Raw genomic sequence first — 18,783 nt, 5'->3', positions numbered from 1 at the left:
AGTAGTAAAAGATAAAACCTCCGACATTTCGGAGGTTTGTTTCTATACGTTTTCCCAGGTTTTCTTTATACTCTGCATTTTTAAGATAAAAATAAAGGAATACGTTCTAATCTGAGGTGAAGCTGATTTTATCCGAAAAAAGCATTAGAACTACCAATCCAGATGGCATCTTTTTTATTGAAATCTACATTGACCATGGCGGCTTTTGTCATTCTTCCAAGATTTTCCAATAGAATAGGACGGTCGTCATTTTCCCGCCAAATATACAACAAACGGATCTCCGCTTTTGAAAAATCTCCGTTGATATCTTCAAAAATGGGTTCATAGTACACTTTTCTCTGCAAAATATAGTTTTCTTTATCCTGAATAGCCTCTGTAACTTCCTTTGTAGGATTTAAATTAACGCCACTTCCCGCGAATGAAAATAAAGGTTTTAATACAAAATCATCCAGGTTTTCATTTTCCGGGAATTCATGCAGGAAATAACTCTTTGGAACAAACTCATGCTTCAGTAATGGCAAAAGGAACTTTGAGATTTTAAAGAACCAATTGGGGTGGGTGATCCATTTGACATCCACTTCTTCACGGAAATCAAATTCTGTAGTAAGATCAGGAATATTGTCCAGCTCGTCAAATATCACACGGTTGTAGATTCTTTTGATTTCAGTTAGCTTACCATTATTTTCATAATAGAGCTTTCGTCCTTCCTTCTTTACTTTCGTCAGGCATACGGTTTTAATTCCTATTAATTTTTCTGTCAAAGCAAAATCAATAGCTGTTTTTTGTCTTTCCGGAAAAATTTCAAGCAGGATTACATTTTCAGGATTTTCATCTCCTACAATCAGTTCTTTTAAATAGTTTTTAAAAGTTTCATGCGGCATAGGATTTCTGATCTCTGCAAGAAAAGGGTAGACTTCACAATACGTTTCCTCATATACTTTCTGGAAAGCATACAAAGAAGGAAATGCCTGAAGCTCGATCAGCTGAGGTTCTATTGCTCCGTTTTCACTTTTGCAGACTCCAAAATCTATGGTGAAAAAATGGGGTTGAAGGGTATCATTGGGAACTCTGCAGTTTTCAGGAATGGCTTTTTGAAGAAGTTCTGCCGGCATTGACTTAATCTGGCTGATAATACTCTCACTGGCTTCTATAAGCTTATTCTCAAATTCTTTGGTCAAAAAAATAGGACTTTCTGAAACTCTGAACGTAGGTTCTGTTCCTCCCTTTTCTGTCAGGATACTTTTGAGTTGATTGTATTTTTCATCTGAAAACGCCTGATTGTACTGTTTTCTATATTTTGGAATCATATTTTTTTTCTTTGTGATGTTAAAAAAATCGAGCATTTCTGCCCGATTTGAGTTTACCACAAAAGGCACAAAAGTTTTTAGAATATAAAAGTTTACAATACACTTTTATAAAATATCTATTTAATTGGGAAATCTTTGATTTTCAAGAAAGCTTATGTGTTCTTTTCAACAGCTTTTATGATTGCTTATTAGACTTAATGCCCAAATCTCTTTTGTGACTTTTGTGGTTTATATTGATTTAATTTTTTAAGCCAAAGTCTTAGCTTCTTTCAAAATGTTTTTTTTTGCAAACTGAAGGAATCTCGGAAGAATCTGATGTCTGGTCAGAATGATTTTATCTTCATCGTCTATTCTATCTATTGTTTCAAGATATTTTTCCATTCCGAAGCTTTCAATCATAGCTTCTTTATTCTTTTCATCCTTCAGGTTTTCGATCAAAGATTCAGGGTTGGCTTCCGGGTGAAACTGTGTTCCGAATATTTCCTCCGAAAAACGAACGGCCATTACCGCTCTCTCAAGATTGATATGAGGTCGGAATTTTTCAATCGCCATGATGGTCATGCCCAATTCTTCAAAACGCTCATGATCCGGTTCAATAAACTGGTAGGCTCTCGAATCTACCGCATAAAAAGGATCCTGAAGATTTTTGAACAAGAATTCTTCTTTACCTTCATCTGTTTTATGAACAGGCATTACTCCGAAAGAATAAGACTTTCTTTTGCAGATATTTCCCAGATTCCAGTGAATACTTGCCAGCTGGAATGAATGGCAGATCAGGAAAAGATATTTTTTATCTTCATGGTATTTATTATGCTCAAGAACAGCATCTAAAAAAGAAGCAAATCTGTCTTCCCAGGCAAGACCTTCCCGATGTGGATTTCCGGGACCGCCTGAAGAAATGAAAATATCAAAATCCCCAATCTCCGGCATTTCATCTTTAAATCTTACATCAAATGTTTTGATAACAACATTTTCTTCAGAGTTCTGCTGAAAAGATTCAGAAATTTCTTTAATGTTTCTAAAGCCTTGGTTCACATGATTATTGTTCATGTCCAGCAGAGCAATTCGAATATCTTTCATTACATCATATTTTTTGTAAAGTTACCAAAAAAATTATGAAGCAGGTTCACCATGGGTTATGCCATACTCGGTTTCAGAGATCATATAATCAACGACTTTCGTCAGATCACCAGTTTCTTTAAAGATCTGAAGCTGTCGGTCTGCACCGGTTCCGTTTTCAAGAATTTTCCATGCATATTCCACTTCATGACGGCATCCCAAATCGTCTACCACATCATCAATAAACTCTAAAAGTTCTTTCAATAAATGAGGATAAGGAACGGATTCTTCTTTCCCAAAATCGATCAGATGGGCTTCGATACCGCTTTTGGAGGCACGCCATTTATTTTCGTTCAATAACAGTCTTCTGTAGCTTCTGAAGCTCAGATTTTGCTGGTGAAGTTTATAGATTTTGGCAACGAGACTCTGCATGATAGCAGCAAGGCATACCGTTTCATCAATTCTTAGCGGCATATCACAGATTCTGAATTCAATTGTAGGGTAGAATGGATGTACCCGTAGATCCCACCAGATTTTCTTGGCATTGTCGATGGTTCCTGTTTTTACCAGGAGATCTACATAACTGTCAAATTCTGCCAGAGAGTTGAAGTAACTCGGAATACCGGTTCTTGGGAATTTTACGAAGATTTCCTGTCTGTACGATTTAAAACCTGTATACCTTCCAATCCAGAAAGGTGAATTGGTAGAAAGGGCGTATACGTGAGGAAGGAAATACCTCATCACATTCTGAATTCTTACGCCTTCTTCACGATTGGGAATTCCAATATGAACATGCAGTCCGAAAATAAGATTTTCACGGGCCACATCTCCCATATCATCTACGATTTTAATGTATCTTTCTCCCTGAGTGATACTGTTGTCTGACCAATGCGAAAAAGGATGAGTACCACCTCCGGAAACACGAAGTCCCTGTTCATGGGCTATATTGATAAGGTGACGCCTTAAATTCGTTAATTCTGTTCTGGCTTCCTGAATGTTCTGGCAGATTCCCGTTTCCATTTCAATCATGGATTCGTGCATTTCGTGCTTTAAGTTCTCACTTAAAACCGCTTTGCCGCCTTCAATAATTTTTGAAACGTGAGAAACCAGATCTCTGCTTTCAACATCGATGATCTGATATTCTTCTTCAATTCCAATAGTAAACTGATGATGCATGTACTTTTGTGTTTTTTAATTCTTTTTCAATGTTATTTAATGGAATCCTTCACGAATGTTCCCCAGGCAATGTTAGGTTTCCCCGGAACATATTCTTTAGCTTTTTCAATAGCCAGTTTGGCAGCATGTTCTATGATCCATGCAAAGTTTTCTTCTCCTACAGAATTTCGGTCTGCATCAGGAGCGGGATTACAGAAATCGATGGCATAAGGAATACCGTCTCTTACAGCAAATTCCACAGTGTTGAAATCGTATCCTAAAGCCTGATTCATTTTAATCGTATAATCATGAATGGTTTTCAATAATTTTTCAAGTTCTTCACCTTGGGTCTGATGAGTGGTGGCATATCTGAGATGAGGTGCATTTCTCGGCTCATAAGGCATAATGTGGACATATTTTTGACCCAGACAGTACACTCTGTAATAATCATCAAAGATAATTTCTTCCTGTACCATCATCACCAGCTGTTCCGTTTCTCCCAATTTGTTCCAGAGATCATCCGGATTTTCTACTCTGTACACATTTTTCCAGCCTCCACCGTCATGAGGTTTCATATATGCAGGAAACCCTACATAATTGAAGATATATTCCCAGTCATGAGGAAATTTCAGGTTTCTGAATGAAGTTTCTGAAGTATTGTCCGGTCTTTCGTGCGATGGAAGGAGAACCGTTTTAGGAAGCGGAATTCCCAGTTTTGACATCAGGGCATTGTTGAAAAATTTCTCATCAGCACTCCACCAGAATGGATTATTGATTACATAAGTACCGTTAAGGGCTGCATTTTTTAAATAAGCTCTGTAAAAGGGAACGTCCTGTGAAATTCTGTCGATAATCACTGCATAACCATAATCTGCACCCTGTTCCAATTTATCAATAGTAACGGGTTCAGCGATGATATCTCCACCTCCCATTTCATTTACTTTGTCTATAAATGCCCAGGGAAAAGTGTCTTCCATACCGAAAAGAATTCCTACTTTTTTTGTCATAATTTTTGTTTTTAAGGTGGGTGTTATTTTTTTCTATTTGTTTTTTATTGTTTTTAAGAGAAAAATGCTCCTATAAATGTAGGGAAGACCATTCTCCACAACGGCCAGTCGTGGCCAATCCATTTTCTTTCATCATACCAGAAGTCAATGCCTTTTATCCTCAGGATTTCGGACATTTCAATATTTTTATCCTTGCAGATATCCTGATCAGAAGTGCTGAGTACAATGTGCATATGTTTGTATTTCCAGGCTTCATCATTTCTTACAAATTCCCTTGGACAGTTGAAGTAGACCAAATCATCGGAATAACCATCCATAAAGTTTCTTATGCTGAATGCTCCTGAAAGACAGAACAGATGAGAAACCACATCCGGAAATCTGAATGCAAAATTAGCCGCATGATATCCTCCGAAACTAGCGCCTGCTACGGCCACACGATGGGTCTTGTGAAGCTTTTGGATATAAGGAACAAATTCCTTGATCAGGAACTGTACATACCTTTCGTAGTTTCTTATTCTTTGCTGAGGAGATATGTTGTCATCATAAAAACTCCAGCTATCGATGGTCTGTACATTGTAAAGCTTTACTTTTCCCTGTTCTATAAACCAGTTGATACTTCCGTTGAGATGAAAATCATGATTCTGGGTATACTGTCCCTGGGAGGTTGGAAACATGATGATAGGATGGCCGTAATGTCCGGTCACTTCTACCTTGAGACTTGTTCCCAATATATTTGAATAATACTCTGTATGTTCTATGTGAGGCATTTTTCCTTGTTTGGTTTTAATATTGTGCTTTATATGAGTGTAATAAATTCAATTCCTCCAAGCTGATCTTTTTCTAAAATATCCAGTACGATGGTTCCTAATGTAGGATGTTCGAGGATTATATTTTCTTTAAAGATCCATTTTGATCGAGGTTTGTTAGCATAAGTTGAATCTACAAACCTATAATATGCTTTGCTTTGCCATTTTCCAGAACTTATGCTCTCTAAATTACATTTTAGTATGGAATCTTCAGGCAGATTGTATATTATGAATTCAATAACATTTTGAATATCAATATCACGCTGCATTTTTTAAGAACTCAATTTGTTGCTTTTGGGGGGAAGGATGTTCAGCATATCTGCATGAATTATTTCGGCAGCTGAATCTAATCTGTCCTGTACAACGGTGGCATCTCCGGATTTATATACAATTCCTACATGATAGTCTATCGGAAGGAATTTTACCACCTCTTCGCACTCAAAGTTGCTGTAGTTGGGTTCTTTATCTTTGATCAGGGCGACAATCAGTCCGGAGTAGTATCCTGTAGGCGGAGAAACACTGTAATCATTTCCTCTCAGAAGGGCATCTTCAATTTTGGCCCATTCTCTCCAGATATTGATACCGCTTGATGCTTCAACCAGGTCCGGAATATGAGCACCACCAACTCGTGATGACGTTTCAAGGAAATACCATTTTCCGTCTTCTTTTCCACGGATAAATTCTGTATGGGTTGCTCCGTTGATCAGCCCGAAATTGGACAATACTTTAGCATTTATTTCTTCCAGTGCTTTAAATTCTTCAGAATATCTTCCTAAAGTTTTGGACCGGAATACTCCGCCTTCATGAGAGACCTGCATAGGAGGAGCAAGATATTTTGAAGCAGAAGTGAATACTATTTTTTTATTGAAAGTAAGGCTGTCTACATGGTAAACGTCTCCCGGTTTAAAGCTTTCCAGTAAAAAAAGATGACGTTCCTCTCCCAGAGTTTCCAATGCTTCAAGAAGCTGTTCTTTAGAGGTTATTTTCTTGATTCCTGATGCTGATGCTTCGGATCGGGGTTTCAGTACCCAAGGGGCAGAAACACGGTCTGTAAATTCATCCACTTCATGATCATTGAAAACAGCGGTGAACTCAGGAACACTGATCCCGGAATCTTTTGCTTTTTGGCGCATAGCCAGTTTATCTCTGAAATAGCGGTGGGTAGTTTGTCCCATCCCTGGAATACGGAATGTTTCCCTGATTAATGCAGCTTTTTCTACGTCATAATCATCCAAAGCCACTACAGCATCTACTTTTCTGGTTTTCATCAGGTGGGAAAATCCCTGAATTAAATGTTCCAGATTCCATACAGACGGCTTTAGTTCCGGCATGTAAAATGCCTCATCAATAGCATGCCAGGGCCAGTTTTTTTCTTTGAGGTTTTCGGAGGTTACAAGGATGATTTTATTACCGAGCTTCTTCATTTCGTCCATAAAATCGTAGCCTTTATAATAGCACGAAATACACACAATGGTTTTCTTCTCCATATAATGTTTTTTAAGATTTAGTGAATTTTCAAAAATAAAAGCATTTATTTATTATTTTATTAATAGAAAAAAATGAAATATTGTATGGTTTTGAAAATCCACTAATCAATTATACAGAGTTTTTTTGTAAAAAACTAATTTTTAGTGATAATTTTCAATTAAATTCACGAGGAGTTGAACTCCAAAACCTGTTGCTGCTTTTTCTTTAGCATATCCTACACTTCCAAAGGCTACTCCGGCAATGTCCAGATGAGCCCATTTAGGGTGATTTTCAATGAATTGTTCCAGGAATTTTGCCGCAATAATACAGTCTCCTACAGGTTTCAGAGAGATGTTTTTCATATCGGCTACATCAGACTGAATATCGTCTTTCCATACATCCCATAAAGGCAGATTCCATACTCTCTGATTGGTTTGATCTCCTGTTTTGATCAGGTTATTTTTCAGTTCCTCATTATTGGAGAACATGGCAGCACAAGTGTCACCGAACATTCTTACCGAGCTTCCCGTTAAAGTAGCCAGGTCAATCAGGAAATCTGTTTTGTAGTTCTTAGAAAGATAAGATAAACCATCTGCAAGGATCAGTCTGCCTTCCGCATCGGTATCAAGAACTTCAATAGTTTTTCCGTTATAAGCGGTGATTACGTCACTTGGAAGCAATGCCTTTTCTGAAACGGCATTATCTGTGATGGGTAGTACAGCAACAATATTCACAGGAAGCTGCATTTCAGCGGCATAGATTAGCGTTCCCAAAACAGCGGTAGCGCCTCCCATATCGGATTTCATATAATGCAGATTGGCAGAGCTTTTTATTGATATTCCTCCTGTGTCAAATAAGATACATTTTCCTACCATTCCGAAAGTTTTGGCATTTTTAACGGTAGTTTTATATTCTAAAATAGTGAAAGCAGCATCGTAAGCACTTCCTTGGTTCACAGAAAGATAAGCACCTAATCCAAGTTCTTCACATTTCTTTCTGTTGAATGCAGTGTATTTTAAGTCATATTTTTTAGCCATATTTTTAAGGTATGCACTTAAAATATCAGGTTTTTTAAGATTGGCTGGTTTGTTAAGCCAGTCCTGGCAGGTAGTCTGTCCGTTAACCAGTGCTTCAGCTTTCTGGCTGATATGGTCTAGCTTTTTCTGGCTTAAATTTTCAAAATGCAACTCAAATTTTGTATTCCAGAAAGTATGTTTCTTATCAAAAGGGTAGTTGTAAGTTCCAACCAAAAGTCCTTTTATAAATTCTTCGAACTGTTTTTCGTTCATGAAATCGGCAAGGGCTAACGTAGGCACTGCTTGTAGTTTTTCTTTCTGTGTCTGTGAAAACTTGGCTGCTACCTGCTGAATTTCGAAATTTTGTAAAGTAGATTTCCCTAATCCAATGAAATAAGTAATTCCTTCTTCATGAGCGTTGACAAAAACTTCATATTTTTTTCCTGTAAAAAAAGTGGAAATATTTTTATTGAAATTTTTACTGGTTTTTGTCCATTCTTCCTCGGTAAACAGGTGAAAAACCTGAGTGTAATTTTTGTTTTTTTTATTGATTAGTTTCATAAATAGATGTTATATTTCTAAATTCATAAAGATTGCTGTCTTCATTTGCATCTGTCTGACTGAAATCTTCTACAGCAATTTTATATTTAGTTTTTTATGCTTTGTTGTTGTGGTTTTACTTCTACAGGATTTTCCGTATTATCATAGAAGAGCCATTCAATAGCCCTTGGAAACTCCTGAGACCAGTAAAATTCATTGTGAGTGCCTTCAGGATTGATATTGGTTTTAAATTCAAAATCAAAAAGTTTTTTCTCTTCCCATCTTTTCAGATATTCTTCAAAAATATGAATTCTTTTGACCATTTTTGATCCTTCCTGACCTCCGCCATAAAGATAAATTTTGGTTTTAAAAGGAACTCTGAAATTCATCATCGGAAAGTTGTTGTTCGGTTCTACCCAAAGCGAAGGCGAGAAGATCAATAATTTGGAATATACTTCAGGATAAAGAAATCCACTGTATATACTGATGAGCGCTCCCAGTGAACTGCCTCCGATTCCGGTATTGTCACGGTCTTTTTTAGTCCTGTAATTTTCGTCCACAAAAGGTTTTAAAGTATCTGCAATAAAGCGGATGTATTTTTTTCCTTCAGAACCGTTGGCTACATGATCATTATCAAAAATATATTCCTTGATTCTTTCTTCACTGCCATGTTCTATTGCTATGATGATAAGATCACCACGTCCGTACTCTGCAAGAATAGACAGCTTTTTGTCAATCTCCCAGTTCCCGAAACCACTTCCTTCATTAAATAAATTCTGTGCATCTTGAAGGTATAAAACGGGATATCGTTTATCGGTTGTGTGATAATCGTAGGGAAGAAGAGCCCAGACTTTGCGGTAACGGTCAAGCTGCGGGATATAAAAATTTTCGGAAATAACTTCTGCTATAGGATAATATTCTTCTTTGAAAGGTCCCCAGTTTAATCTCCATTTTTCCACCGAATCTGAAGTTTTACCTGCAGTCTTTTTGATTTTCCGGTTGGGGGTGATATTTCCATACTGATCCAGTTCCACATTCTCCCATCCGCCTTTTGTGAATTTATATTCAATTTCATCAGGAAGTGCCTGATCTTCGATTTCTATACAATAATTGGATGCATCAAGTTGTTTAAGCTGAAAATGGAAATCTTTAGGGTTCCATGTATTGAAATTTCCGGTAATAAATACCGGTCTGTCGTCTTTTTCTGCTGTATAAAGTTCAAACCTCATCGTTGTGTTTAATAAAATGTTGATGTTAAATTTATAAAAAAAGATTGTTTTGAAATCATAAAAATGTGAAGTAAAAAATGATATATTTGATAGATAGACAAAACACGAAGTGATGTTGACAATTATTTGATGAATAATTCATCGCTGTTGTCAGTATTTTTCGTAGTTTCAGGGAAAATATAAATACAAACTGATCTTGATGAATTCTGTTAAGACCTACACACTTTTCACTGATCATGATGTGTATCTTTTCAAAGAAGGTAGGCATTATAAGCTGTATAATAAATTTGGAGCGCATTCTGCGGAAAAAGATGGTGTAAAAGGTGTCTATTTTTCAGTTTGGGCACCCAATGCAAAGAAGGTTTCCGTGATTGGAAATTTTAATAACTGGAATCACAAAGATCATATTTTGTTTCCAAGATGGGACGAATCTGGAATTTGGGAAGGATTTATTGAAGGATTAACCTGGGGAACGTTATACAAATATGCTGTAGAAACACAAGGAGGTGAAATTCTGGAAAAAAGTGATCCTTATGCTGTAAGCTGGGAACAGAATATACAGGCGGCTTCTCTGGTTTCTACCACATGGTATGAATGGAACGATCAGAAGTGGATGGATAACCGCTGGGGAAACAACAGACTTGAAGCTCCCCTATCAGTATATGAACTTCATCTGGGTTCCTGGGTGAGGGAAGAAGATCAACCTAAAAGATTTTTAAACTACAGAGATATTGCTAAAAAACTGGTCCCTTACATCAAAGAAATGGGGTTTACCCATGTGGAATTGATGCCCGTGATGGAATATCCTTATGAACCCAGCTGGGGATATCAGATTACCGGTTTTTATGCAGCCACTTCGCGCTTTGGTTCGCCGCAGGATCTGATGTTTCTTATTGATGAACTTCACAACAATGAAATAGGCGTTATTCTGGATTGGGTTCCGTCCCATTTTCCGGGAGATGCTAATGGTCTTCACCGTTTTGATGGCTCCTATCTGTATGAGCATGAAGATCCGAGAAAAGGCTTTCATCCCGATTGGAAATCACATATTTTCAATTACGGAAGAAATGAAGTTAAATCTTTTCTGATCTCAAATGCCATGTTCTGGCTGGATCGTTATCATGCGGACGGACTGCGTGTGGATGCGGTAACCTCAATGCTTCATCTTGATTATTCAAGAAATGAAGGAGAATGGGAACCTAATATCTATGGGGATAATGTTAATCTGGAAGCTAAAGCTTTTCTTCAGGAATTTAATACGGCTGTTTATAAAGAATTTGGGAATAATATCATGACCATAGCGGAAGAAAGTTCAGATTTTCCTATGCTTACAAAACCTGTCCATGACGGTGGTGTAGGATTTGGAATGAAATGGATGATGGGCTGGATGCATGATACACTGGATTACTTCAAAGAAGATTTTATTAACCGCAAATTTCATCATCATAAACTAACCTTTGCTTCCATGTATATGTATAATGAAAATTATATGATGCCTTTGTCGCACGACGAAGTGGTACACGGAAAAGCAAGTCTTATTTATAAAATGAAAGGCGATGAATGGCAGAAATTTGCCAATCTTCGTACCTTATATGTATACATGTATACCCATCCCGGAGCCAAGCTGCTTTTTATGGGCGATGAATTCGGGCAGACCAGTGAATGGAATTTTACCCGAAGCCTCGACTGGCATTTGCTGAAATATCCTGTTCATAAAGGAATGCAGGATATAGTGAAAGAACTGAATCATTTGTACCGGTCAGAAACTGCTTTTTATGAAAATCAGTTTGATAAAAATGGTTTTGAATGGGTAGAAGCGGATGATCTGGAAAACTCAGTGTATGTATACCTTCGAAAAGGAAAAAGAAAAGATGATGTCCTGATGGTAGCTTTAAATCTGGCACCAAAAGTATTGGATTATAAAATCGGGATTTCTGCAGGAACCCATTGGGAAGTTGTTTTAAATTCCGATGATGAAAAATACAGCGGAAGCGGAGTAGAACCCGAAATTGTGGAAGAAAAGTATGAAGAATGGCGAGGATATCCGAAAACAATGACGATTAAGTTACCTCCATTGGCTGGAATTATTTTACGACAAAAGAAAGATAAAAAGTATAAATTACATAGAATTAAACACAAGAGATAAAGAATGGTTGTTTATCATTTAAGTACAGAATGTTATCCCGTAGCAAAAGTGGGAGGCCTGGCAGATGTGGTGGGAGCGTTACCAAAGTATCAGAATAAAATAAAGGGAATAGAGGCAAAAGTAGTGATGCCATGGTACAATAAACCTTTTATCCATGATCATGAATTTGAAGTTGTTTTTGATGGTTTTATTCATCAGGGAACGAATATGCTGCAGGTTCAGATATTGAAGGAAAAGAGTAATGTGCTGGGATTTGAACTGTATATGGTAAGAATTCCCGGGTTGCTAGACAGAGACAATCCTTACGGGTATCAGGACGAAAGCTTCCAGTTTCTGGCTTTTCAGCATGGAGTGCTGCATTGGTTATGTGCTATGGAAATTCGCCCAGATGTACTGCATTGCCATGATTATCATACCGGATTGGTTCCTTTTATGGTACAAAACTGTCCGGAATTCGGATTCTTAAAAGGAGTAAAGACAATAGGAACTATTCATAACGGAGAATATCAGGGAATGATGAGCTGGGGCATGGCTAACTATATGCCTGCTTTTGATAATTACAAATGGGGGCTGATGGATTGGAACGGATTCATGAATCCTCTGGCAAGTATGATTAAATGTGCCGATGCTTTTACCACTGTTTCCGAAGGCTATCTTGAAGAACTTTTCATCAGCTTTCGTGGGCTGGAAAGTCTCGTTCGTCAGGAATTCGGAAAAGCATATGGAATCATCAACGGTATTGATACGGAAGTCTGGAATCCTGAAACTGATCCGATGCTGGATTTTAATTTTAACAGCAAAAATGCAATAGCTCAGAAAAAGAAAAACAAAGAAAAGCTTTGCAAAGAATATGGATTAAAACCAGAACTTCCTTTGTTCGCCTTTATCGGAAGATTTGCCACGGAAAAAGGAGCAGACCTGCTACCTGATGTTGTGTGGCGAAGTATTAAGCAGAGCTATGGTGCTTTAAATATTATGATTCTCGGGTCAGGAAATACCTATATTGAAAATAAACTGAAAGAATACGATTATACCTACACCAATTTTGCTCTCGATCTGGGATATAAAGAACATCTTTCCCATAAGATTTATGCCTCAGCAGATTTCCTTCTGATGCCTTCAAGAGTAGAGCCTTGCGGACTGAATCAGATGTATTCCATGAGATACGGAACCGTTCCGGTGGTAAGATATACAGGAGGTCTCAGAGATACGGTGGAAGATATTTCAACAGGTGGAGCAGGACTTAATTTTACTTATCCGGGCGTAGATGATGTTGTACATGCGATGAACAGGGCAATGGCGATTTATAATCAAAAAGGAGTGATGGATGATCTTATTCATGCCAACATGAATTTTGACTTTGCATGGGAGAAATCTGCAGAAAAATACATAGCTTTATATAATAGCTGATAAGCATTCTTACATGAAAACAAAGAATGCTTTAAAGTAGCAGTAAACACTAAGAACCGAACAGTAAACTTAATACAATAAAAAACGCAAGATATTTATGAATCGAAATGTAATCTCCATTGTTTTAGGAGGAGGCAGAGGAACAAGATTATTCCCGTTAACGTATACCAGATCAAAACCGGCTGTTCCTATTGCAGGAAAATACAGACTGGTGGATATTCCTATTTCAAACTGCCTGAATTCAGGATTGAATAAAATTCTGGTGTTAACGCAGTTTAATTCTGCTTCCCTCAATTCACATATTAAAAACTCTTACCACTTTGATATCTTCAGCAAAGGCTTTGTTGATATTCTGGCAGCTGAGCAGAATGTAGAAAATGAAAGTTGGTATCAGGGAACTGCAGATGCCGTGCGCCAGTCTATGAAACATCTTGAAAAATATGACTATGATTATATCCTGATTCTTTCAGGGGATCAGTTGTATCAGATGGATTTCAGGGAAATGCTCGATTTTCATATTGAAAACGGAGGTGACCTTACCATTGCTACCATTCCGGTTAATGCAAAAGATGCCACAGGGTTTGGGATTTTGAAATCCGATGATGAAGGAAATATCACTTCATTTTATGAAAAGCCAGATTACGATATGCTGCCAGGCCTGAAATCTGAAGTTTCAGAAGAAAATAAACATACCGGAAAAGAGTTTCTTGCTTCCATGGGAATTTATATTTTCACCAAGAATATCCTTAAAAAGATGTTTGAAGAAGGAGCAGGAGATGATTTCGGAAAAGATATCATTCCAAGCTCTATCGGAAAATATAAGACATTAAGCTATCAGTACGAAGGCTATTGGACGGATATCGGAACCATAGAGTCTTTCTACGAAGCCAATCTGGACCTTTGTCTGGATCTGCCTCAATTTAACCTTTTCTCTTCTTCTCCTATCTATACCAGAGCAAGGATGCTTCCGCCTTCAAAAATTAATGGTTCATATGTAAGTAAGGCTGTTTTTGGAGATGGATGTATCATAATGGCAGATAAAATTGAAAATTCCGTGATCGGAAACAGAACAAGAATTGATAAAGGAAGTACCATCGTAAATTCCTACGTCATGGGAGCTGATTTCTATCAAAACACAACGGAAATTGTTCTGAATGACAGAGGTGGCCGTCCTAATATGGGAATTGGAAAATACTGTTACATAGAAAAAGCAATCCTTGATAAAAACTGTTACATCGGTGACAATGTGAAAATCATTGGAGGAAAACATATTCCGGATGGTGATTATGGGACTTATTCCGTACAGGATGGGATTGTCGTGGTAAAGAAGGGAGCAGTGATTGCTCCGGGAACACATATAGGGTAGAGAAAGGGAGATGGATGCTGGAAGATTGAAGTTATGAAAGCCGGAGTAGATACAAAAATTTTTATATAAAATTCCGGTTTATACAATTATTTCAATAATTTTCAATCATAAGTTCACGAATGATTTCTGGCTAACAGTATCCTCCTGCTTCCCTCACCCTGCTTCCAGCCTTTAACAGGTTAATTATTGTTAAACATACAACTAGAGTGATCAGCGTATTGTTCACTCTTTTTATTTGTATTATTTTTGTGCGATGCGTATTTTTAAAATCTTAGCGGTAATCATTATTCTTTTGGGGGGAGCTTATGCTGCTTCCATGTATTATTTTGTAGATGAAAGTAAAAACTTTACGATTGAAAAAGAGATCGATTATCCCGTGGATAAAGTTTTTTCCCAGTTTAATAACCTTCAGAATTTTACAAGATGGAATAACTTTTTTACCAGCTCACCATCTATAGACATTGATTATTATACGCCATATGAAGGACAGGGAAGTGCCATCAGCTATGTAGATCCTAAAAATGACACCGACGGAGAAATGTTCATCAGGTATGAAAATCTTAATAAAACATTGAAATATCAGCTTTTTGAGGACGAAAATGAAAATCCGACATTGGTTGATGTTAAATTCAAGCCGGTTTCTGCTGAAAAGACAAAGATTATCTGGTATGTTCATACCCCAAAACTCGCGGTCTGGAGAAGAGTAGAAAACTTCTGGACTGAAGATCGTTTTGCTGAAAATATCAACAAAAGTATGGTGAATCTTAAAAACTCTTTAGGAAATAAAGTGGAAAAAGATAACCAGATGGCAGCCATCAAATATGATAGTCTGATGGTAGAAAATGAAGAGGACAAATTGTTGTTGGGAATCAATGTAAGTACCTCAAACAAAAAAGATGCACTGTACAAAAATATCGTGATGAATTATAATAAAGTCTATAACTTCGTAACGATGGATCTTGGCAAAAGAGATGATGAATTCGGGTATCCGGTCTTGATTACTGATGCAGATAATTACAAAGACAAGGAGGTTTCTTATTTCCTCGGAATTCCACTTTCTAAGAAAATCGGAGTGTCTGATAATAATTTCAATTTTAGGTCCGTAAATCCGTCTCAAAATTACGTAATGTACTACAAAGGGAACTATGAGGGACGAATTCGGGCAATCCAGCAGCTCATTCAGAAAGCCAAAAAAGACGAGATGCGCTTCGGAGATATCCGTCAGACCTTTATTGAACGTCCGATGGAAGGTCAGGAAGTAAATGTTAAGCTCTCATTATCAGTGTATAAGTAATTTTTTTTTATTTTATTTTTTCTTAAGTTTTTTTAACGGTTTCAGACTGTTCTAACTCGGTTTTTTTTATTAAATTTGAAGATTAATTCTACAAATAAATTTTAATAAATAGATAAACTGTAATAATGGACAGATTTTCATTCCTAAACGCAGCTCATTCTCAGTTAATTGAGGATTTATACCAACAGTACTTAAAATTCCCGGACTCTCTAGAACCATCATGGAAAGCTTTCTTTCAAGGCTTCGATTTTGCTTTGGAGAACTACGGAGATGACGATAACATCCAGTTTATTCAGGCTTCGGCCAACGCTGCCCCGGCAGTTCAACAACAGATTTCTCAGGCAGTATCAAACGGAGAAGTTCCTGAGCATATCAAGAAAGAATTTAAAGTAGTAAACCTTATCGAGGCTTACAGAACAAGAGGACACCTTTTTACAAAGACTAACCCTGTTAGAGAAAGAAGACACTATACACCTACTTTAGACATCGAAAATTTCGGTCTTTCTAAAGAAGATTTAAATACAAAATTCAACTGTGCCGTTGAAACAGGAATGAAAGAGCCTGCTACTTTAGCAGACCTTATCAAGCATCTTGAAAGCATCTACTGTGATTCTATCGGAGTAGAATACATGCACATCAACAATGTTGAAGAAAAAGATTTCATCAAAAGATGGCTTCAGGTAAACGAAAACCATCCAAGTCTTTCTGCAAATGAAAAAACAGAAATCTTATTAAAATTAAACCAGGCGGTTGCTTTTGAAAACTACCTTCACACAAAATTTGTAGGACAAAAAAGATTCTCATTAGAAGGAGGGGAAACATTAATCCCTGCTTTAGACCAGCTGATCTCAAGATCTTCTCAACTAGGAGTAGATGAAGTCGTACTAGGGATGGCTCACAGAGGTAGACTGAATGTTCTTACGAATATTTTCGGAAAATCTTACAAGCAGATCTTCTCAGAATTTGAAGGGAAAGAATTTGAAGAAGATGTATTCTCTGGTGACGTTAAATATCACTTAGGTTCTTCTAAAAAGATCAAAACTGCTTCAGGAGAAGAAGTGTGTATCAACCTTACGCCAAACCCGTCTCACCTTGAAACGGTTGCTGCTCTTGTAGAAGGTATCTGCCGTGCAAAAGTAGACGACAAATACAAAGATTATTCTAAAGTATTGCCAATTATCATCCACGGTGACGGAGCTATTGCCGGACAAGGTATCGCTTATGAAGTTGCTCAGATGATGACTTTGGAAGGATACAGAACAGGAGGTACAGTTCATATCGTTGTTAATAACCAGGTTTCGTTTACAACGAACTATATGGATGCAAGATCTTCAACATACTGTACAGACATTGCAAAAGTTACAGAATCTCCTGTAATGCACGTAAATGCTGACGATGCTGAAGCGGTTGTTCATGCTATCCACTTTGCTGCTGACTTCAGAGCAAAATTCGGAAAAGATGTCTACATCGATCTTTTAGGATACAGAAAATATGGTCACAACGAAGGTGATGAGCCAAGATTTACTCAGCCTAACTTGTATAAATCTATTTCAAAACACCCGAATCCAAGAGAAATTTATAAAGATAAATTGCTTAAAGACAGTGTTACTTCAAACGATGTAATTGCTAAAATGGAAACGGAATTTAAAGCTCTTCTAGATAAAGACTTTGACGCTTCTAAAGAAATTGAGAAAAACGTAATGGATGTGTTCATGGCTGAAGATTGGGTAAATTATCCAATTGGTAAGAGAGGAGCAGTTCAGTTACCGGTAGATACAAAATATGACTTAGCGAAGCTGAAAGAATTGGCGCTTAAAATGTCAACACTTCCTGCAGACAAAAAGTTCATCAATAAAATTACAAGACTTTTCGATAACCGTATCAAAGCGATTGAAGGAAACTCATTAGACTGGGCACTAGGAGAGTGGTTAGCATATGCAACTCTGCTTGTAGAAGGTCACAATGTAAGAATTTCCGGAGAAGATGTGGAAAGAGGAACATTCTCTCACAGACATGCTGTGGTAAAAACTGAAGATACAGAAGAAGAATATATCCCATTAAGACATGTTTCTGAAAACAGATTTGATGTATTCAACTCTCACCTTTCAGAATATGGTGTTCTAGGTTTCGATTACGGATATGCAATGGCGTCTCCAAATACTTTAACCATCTGGGAAGCTCAGTTCGGAGATTTCGTGAACGGTGCTCAGATTATTGTTGACCAGTATTTAGCTGCTGCAGAAGAAAAATGGAAAATTCAGGATGGATTGGTAATGTTATTGCCTCACGGTTCAGAAGGACAGGGAGCAGAGCACTCTTCAGCAAGATTGGAGAGATTCCTTACTCTTTGTGCTAACGAAAATATGGTAGTAGCGAATATTACTTCACCTGCCAACTACTTCCATTTATTGAGAAGACAGTTGAAATGGGCGTTCAGAAAACCATTAATTGTAATGAGCCCTAAATCTTTATTGAGACACCCTAAAGTAGTTTCTCCACTTGAAGATTTCGCAACAGGTTCATTCCAGCCAATCTTAGACGATCCTACAGCAGATCCTAAAAAAGTAGAAAAAGTAGTTCTTTGTTCAGGTAAACTGTACTTCGAATTATTAGCGAAGAAAGAAGAACTGAACTGTGAAAACATTGCTTTAGTAAGATTCGAGCAGTTATATCCGCTTCAGGCAGATGCTATCGAAGCGATCTTCAATAAGTATGAAAACAAAAAACAATTAGTGTGGGCTCAGGAAGAACCTGAAAACATGGGTGCTTGGTCTTATATCCTGAGAAACTTCAGAGATACAGGAATCCAGGTAGTAGCTCCGGTACCAAGCGGTGCTCCGGCTCCGGGTAGCCACAAGATGTTTGAGAAAAACCAAAATGCAGTGATCAATAGAGTTTTCGATAGAGATGATGCTCCTGCAAAAAGACCAGTTACAGCTTAATTTAAATAATAATCAATTAAAAAATAAAAAATACTCGAT

General features: G+C 37.3%; 14 protein-coding genes. 5 read left to right on the top strand and 9 right to left on the bottom strand.

Going from position 1 to position 18,783, the window contains the following annotated elements:
• Positions 1 to 128: 128 nt before the first annotated feature.
• The 9 genes from REB14_RS01150 to REB14_RS01110 all read right to left on the bottom strand — a co-directional run bounded on the left by REB14_RS01150 (position 129) and on the right by REB14_RS01110 (position 9,586).
• A complete protein-coding gene (locus tag REB14_RS01150; protein WP_309521261.1) occupies positions 129 to 1,307 on the bottom strand; it encodes a hypothetical protein in 1,179 nt (392 codons plus the stop codon).
• Between the two features lie 246 nt (positions 1,308 to 1,553).
• Positions 1,554 to 2,387: a type 1 glutamine amidotransferase gene (locus tag REB14_RS01145; RefSeq protein ID WP_079241896.1), complete on the bottom strand. Its 834-nt coding sequence runs from the start codon at positions 2,385 to 2,387 to the stop codon at positions 1,554 to 1,556.
• Positions 2,388 to 2,420: 33 nt separating this feature from the next.
• Positions 2,421 to 3,542, bottom strand: coding sequence for a carboxylate-amine ligase (locus REB14_RS01140; protein WP_079241895.1), 1,122 nt, complete (start codon positions 3,540 to 3,542; stop codon positions 2,421 to 2,423).
• 32 nt (positions 3,543 to 3,574) lie between these two features.
• Positions 3,575 to 4,528 (bottom strand): ATP-grasp domain-containing protein, encoded by a 954-nt coding sequence (locus tag REB14_RS01135; protein WP_079241894.1) that lies wholly within the window; start codon positions 4,526 to 4,528, stop codon positions 3,575 to 3,577.
• A 53-nt stretch (positions 4,529 to 4,581) separates the two neighbouring features.
• Complete coding sequence (locus tag REB14_RS01130) at positions 4,582 to 5,295, bottom strand: alpha/beta hydrolase-fold protein (RefSeq protein ID WP_079241893.1); 714 nt, start codon at positions 5,293 to 5,295, stop codon at positions 4,582 to 4,584.
• A gap of 29 nt (positions 5,296 to 5,324) precedes the next feature.
• Positions 5,325 to 5,603, bottom strand: coding sequence for a hypothetical protein (locus tag REB14_RS01125; RefSeq protein ID WP_079241892.1), 279 nt, complete (start codon positions 5,601 to 5,603; stop codon positions 5,325 to 5,327).
• Positions 5,604 to 5,606: 3 nt separating this feature from the next.
• Positions 5,607 to 6,821, bottom strand: coding sequence for an ATP-grasp domain-containing protein (locus tag REB14_RS01120; RefSeq protein ID WP_309521260.1), 1,215 nt, complete (start codon positions 6,819 to 6,821; stop codon positions 5,607 to 5,609).
• Between the two features lie 141 nt (positions 6,822 to 6,962).
• Positions 6,963 to 8,378: a M17 family metallopeptidase gene (locus REB14_RS01115; protein WP_309521259.1), complete on the bottom strand. Its 1,416-nt coding sequence runs from the start codon at positions 8,376 to 8,378 to the stop codon at positions 6,963 to 6,965.
• A gap of 86 nt (positions 8,379 to 8,464) precedes the next feature.
• The gene (locus REB14_RS01110) at positions 8,465 to 9,586 is read right to left on the bottom strand and encodes an alpha/beta hydrolase (RefSeq protein ID WP_309521258.1); all 1,122 of its coding nucleotides are present in this window, start codon (positions 9,584 to 9,586) and stop codon (positions 8,465 to 8,467) included.
• Between the two features lie 199 nt (positions 9,587 to 9,785).
• On the opposite strand from REB14_RS01110, the gene glgB reads away from it, so the two are divergent.
• The 5 genes from glgB to REB14_RS01085 all read left to right on the top strand — a co-directional run bounded on the left by glgB (position 9,786) and on the right by REB14_RS01085 (position 18,744).
• On the top strand, positions 9,786 to 11,732 hold the full coding sequence (gene glgB, locus REB14_RS01105; protein WP_309521257.1) for a 1,4-alpha-glucan branching protein GlgB: 1,947 nt from the start codon (positions 9,786 to 9,788) through the stop codon (positions 11,730 to 11,732).
• Between the two features lie 3 nt (positions 11,733 to 11,735).
• Positions 11,736 to 13,142, top strand: coding sequence for a glycogen synthase (locus REB14_RS01100; RefSeq protein WP_079241887.1), 1,407 nt, complete (start codon positions 11,736 to 11,738; stop codon positions 13,140 to 13,142).
• Positions 13,143 to 13,239: 97 nt separating this feature from the next.
• Entirely contained in the window at positions 13,240 to 14,508 is a 1,269-nt protein-coding gene (locus REB14_RS01095; RefSeq protein WP_079241886.1) for a glucose-1-phosphate adenylyltransferase, read from the top strand.
• A gap of 253 nt (positions 14,509 to 14,761) precedes the next feature.
• Positions 14,762 to 15,802, top strand: coding sequence for an SRPBCC domain-containing protein (locus REB14_RS01090; protein WP_079241885.1), 1,041 nt, complete (start codon positions 14,762 to 14,764; stop codon positions 15,800 to 15,802).
• 125 nt (positions 15,803 to 15,927) lie between these two features.
• The gene (locus REB14_RS01085) at positions 15,928 to 18,744 is read left to right on the top strand and encodes a 2-oxoglutarate dehydrogenase E1 component (RefSeq protein WP_079241884.1); all 2,817 of its coding nucleotides are present in this window, start codon (positions 15,928 to 15,930) and stop codon (positions 18,742 to 18,744) included.
• Positions 18,745 to 18,783 lie beyond the last annotated feature (39 nt).

Origin of the sequence: Chryseobacterium metallicongregator (assembly GCF_031324065.1) — a bacterium.
GTDB classification, from domain to species: Bacteria; Bacteroidota; Bacteroidia; order Flavobacteriales; family Weeksellaceae; genus Chryseobacterium; species Chryseobacterium metallicongregator.
The sequence above is the reverse complement of the archived record's forward strand: the minus strand, read 5'-3'. Positions and strand labels throughout refer to the sequence as shown.